This is a genomic window from Shewanella sp. 11B5 (genome assembly GCF_002836795.1).
GTDB lineage: Bacteria > Pseudomonadota > Gammaproteobacteria > Enterobacterales > Shewanellaceae > Shewanella > Shewanella frigidimarina.
The window spans coordinates 1-3,794 of the sequence record NZ_PJAP01000619.1 but is presented as its reverse complement, the minus strand read 5'-3'; the positions used below and the strand labels follow the sequence as shown (position 1 = coordinate 3,794).

General features: G+C 41.3%; 4 protein-coding genes. 1 reads left to right on the top strand and 3 read right to left on the bottom strand.

Annotation, left to right across the window (positions count from 1 at the left end; genetic code table 11):
- Positions 1–493: Na+/H+ antiporter NhaA (locus CXF78_RS14310; RefSeq protein WP_180957151.1), on the bottom strand; the 493-nt coding region annotated here is incomplete at its 3' end.
- 215 nt (positions 494–708) lie between these two features.
- On the opposite strand from CXF78_RS14310, the gene CXF78_RS14305 reads away from it, so the two are divergent.
- Positions 709–1,560, top strand: coding sequence for a thymidylate synthase (locus CXF78_RS14305; RefSeq protein ID WP_102037181.1), 852 nt, complete (start codon positions 709–711; stop codon positions 1,558–1,560).
- Positions 1,561–1,636: 76 nt separating this feature from the next.
- On the opposite strand, the gene CXF78_RS14300 is transcribed toward CXF78_RS14305, so the two are convergent.
- Both CXF78_RS14300 and ptsP read right to left on the bottom strand, forming a co-directional pair.
- On the bottom strand, positions 1,637–2,437 hold the full coding sequence (locus tag CXF78_RS14300; protein WP_011638391.1) for a sulfite exporter TauE/SafE family protein: 801 nt from the start codon (positions 2,435–2,437) through the stop codon (positions 1,637–1,639).
- Between the two features lie 88 nt (positions 2,438–2,525).
- The coding region (gene ptsP, locus CXF78_RS14295; protein ID WP_102037180.1) for a phosphoenolpyruvate--protein phosphotransferase at positions 2,526–3,794 on the bottom strand (1,269 nt) is incomplete at its 5' end.

Below are 3,794 nucleotides of genomic sequence, written 5' to 3'. Positions count from 1 at the left end.
AATCATCAATAATCGCTAAGGCTAATAAAAACACCTTCAATGCCACAGGTACACGATTACCGAGCAATGCCATAATACCTAAAGCAAAAGCGATGTCTGTAGCGGCAGGAATAGCCCATCCGACTTGAGTTTCGGGGGTTGCGTAGTTAAATGCTAAGTAAAACAACGCCGGAAACACCATGCCGCCAATAGCAGCAATACTGGGTAATGAAGCTTTGGCCACACTTGATAAGGCCCCTTCAAGTAATTCGCGCTTCACTTCCAAACCAATTAATAAAAAGAATAACGCCATTAGCCCATCATTAATCCACAGTAATAACGGCTTATCGATATCTAAATCGCCCACCCGTAGCTGTACTTCTGTGGCTAAAAAACCTTGATATACTCCAGCTAACGGGGAATTGGCTAAAATCATCGCCAAAGCTACTGCGACCATTAATAAAATGCCACCTGCAGATTCTTGGCTTAAGAAGTTCTTAATTGCTCGTTCCATATAACACTCCTAAAAAACAATCGGATCAGTCTATCTTAAATGTTCAAACAATAATAATCGATTGTTTCTTGATATTAACTCGGTTTAACCGAGGTATTGAACGTACAGTTAACGCTGAAAATAAATTAATTAATTGAATGTGCATTTCACTTTGGCAATGATTTGACTGCCCTGATTAGGTATAATCGATAAAAGTAAAAAAGGAATTGGGACCAATGAAACAGTATTTAGACCTGTGTAAACGCATTGTCGATGAAGGCGAGTGGGTTAATAACGCACGAACAAACAAAAAGTGCCTAACTGTCATTAATGCCGACTTAGTTTATGATGTTGGTAACAATCAATTTCCTTTAGTGACCACACGTAAAAGCTTCTGGAAGTCTGCCATAGCCGAGATCTTAGGATATTTACGTGGCTACCAAAATGCGGCCGATTTTAGAGCTTTAGGCACTAAAACATGGGACGCCAATGCCAATGAAAACCAAACATGGCTAGATAACCCAAATCGTAAAGGTCCTGATGATATGGGGCTGATATACGGGGCGTTAGGGCGTGCATTTCCAAAGCCTGATGGTGGTCATGTCGATTTACTGCAACAAATCGTCGACGACCTCAGTAATGGTATAGATAACCGCGGTGAGATTTTAACCTTCTATCATCCAGGAGCATTTGACTTAGGTTGCTTGCGACCATGTATGTACGAACACCATTTTTCATTACTCGGTGATACTTTGTACCTCAACAGCACACAGCGCAGTTGTGATGTTCCGCTAGGGTTAAACTTCAACATGGTACAAGTATATGTATTACTTGCGTTAATGGCCCAGATTACTGGCCATAAACCTGGTAAGGCATACCATAAGATAGTCAACGCTCATATTTACGAAGACCAACTTGAACCCATGCGGGATGTCCAGCTCGCGCGCGAACCGTTTGCATCGCCTAAGCTAATCATCAATCCAAAAATTAAAACCCTAAAAGACATCGAAACTTGGGTAACCTTGGATGACTTTAGCGTTGAAGATTATCAACATCACGATGCGATTAAATACCCTTTCGCAGTGTAATATCAGATAGGTTAACTAACAAAAAAACGTCTTTGTTCAACTACTTGAACAAAGACGTTTTTGTAACAGTTTAGTGCTAAAAAAATAGTAGTTTTAGTCCAACTACAACAAGCAAACAAGCAAATATTTTTTTCAATACTGGCGTAGGCCAAGTGCTAGCAGCTTTTACACCAAACGGCGCGCACAACATGGAACTAATGATAATGCCGATTAATGCCGGCAGGTAAATAAACCCAACTGAGCCCTCGGGTAAATTCGGTACATCGAAACCAGCGATGATATAACCTATCGTACCGGATACCGCAATAAGCATCCCTGTTGCCGATGAAAATCCAACAGCTTGACGCATTTGTAAGCCGCAATAACTTAAAAATGGCACCAGCAAAACCCCGCCACCAATGCCCATTAATCCAGCAATTAACGCTATCGCAGTCGATATCACCAGTAACACTGCAAAGCTTGGCATACTGCCACCCGTTTTGACTTTAAACGGAAAGGCCATTTGTACAGCCATTAACACGACAAAAATAGCAAAAGCCTGTTGTAAATCATCTGATGCAATTTGCTCAGACACAAATGCTGAAGCTAATGACCCGATTACAATACCCGGAAATATAGGCTTAAACAGCTCCCAGGGTATATTGCCGCGCTTGTGATGGGCGGTTGCTGACGACATAGAAGTTAAAATAATCGATGCCAGTGACGTCGCGATAGCAACATGAGTGATTTGAGTTGAACTGATACCCACTGAAGGTAAAATATACAATAGCGCAGGCACAATAATTAACCCACCACCAATACCTAACAGCCCAGCCAAAAAACCCACGACAGAACCTAAAACAAGGCAAATTAAAAATACCTGCAGCAAACTATCCACGATAACATCCTTAATGTTGCACTTGATTATGTTACGAACCACTAGGGAAAATCATTTAAAACTTTCCTTAGCAGATTCAATCGTATTGCTAATCTATGTTGATTAAATCTAATAGGTTATGTTTTCGCAAGAAACTGGCTAATAAGCCTCGAACCTGGTTACCATTTGACTGTTGTAAAATAGATTCTAATAAATCCGTTAACTCTTGCTTTGATACACGTCTGAGTAAAAAATTGATTCTGGCTAAGCTGCCTTGGTTCATACTGAGTTTGTTATAGCCCATCGCTACTAGAAGCAATGCACCATAAGGTTCACCCGCAAGTTCGCCGCAAACACTCACATCTAAATCATACTGTTTACATTCATCGACAGCCCTTTTAAGTGCTCGAAGAATACCTGGATGGTAACTATCAAATAATGAACTGACACTCGGATTATTACGATCGACAGCCAGCAAATATTGAGTCAAATCGTTACTGCCCACCGACACAAAGTCGACCCGTTTTGCCACATCTTGTAACTGATACAACAATGCAGGTACTTCAAGCATAACGCCGACTTTCGGCCTCACTAAAATAGTCTTTAATTCTTGGTTTAGTTCAGTAAACGCTTGCTCTAAATATTTTAATGTTTGATCTATTTCATCCAGATTACTCACCATTGGTAGTAATATTTGCAATTGATTGCCGTTACCAGCAGCTTGTAGCATCGCGCGCAATTGCACTAAAAATAGCTCAGGGTGATCAAGCGATAAACGAATGCCGCGCCACCCTAAAAAAGGGTTATCTTCTTTAATTGGAAAATACGGTAACGGTTTGTCGCCGCCAACATCCAATGTACGCATAACGACAGGCCTATCACCTGCGGCACTCAGTACTTGACGATATACATTTATTTGTTCGCTCTCGCTCGGAAAGCGTTGATGCAACATAAAGGGAATTTCAGTTCGATATAGCCCGATACCATCTGCACATTCAGCAATTTCAGACGCGATACCACTCAATAAACCTGCGTTTAAATATAAATGGATCCGCTGACCATCTGTAGTCACTGATGGTAGGTTTAATTCGGCAGAAAATTGCTTTTGTTTTTCAACATCTGCATCAATCAGTAATTGATATTCTTCAATCACAGCTGGCGATGGCGATACCAATAGCTGGCCACGATTCGCATTCAGAACTAATAGTTTTTGATCGATGTCGATTGATAACACATCATCAACGCCAACAATGGCAGGTACACCCAAAGCACGCGCTAAAATAGCCGCATGGGCATTAACGCCACCACGTTCAGTGACAATACCAGCGAGTTTTTGCCGTGGAAACTCAGCCAATAAAGTGGCATCCACTTCTTTAGC

Excerpts from the sequence above, each read along its gene's own strand:
- CXF78_RS14305 (WP_102037181.1), top strand. The coding sequence starts at position 709 with ATGAAACAGTATTTAGACCTGTGTAAACGCATTGTCGATGAAGGCGAG.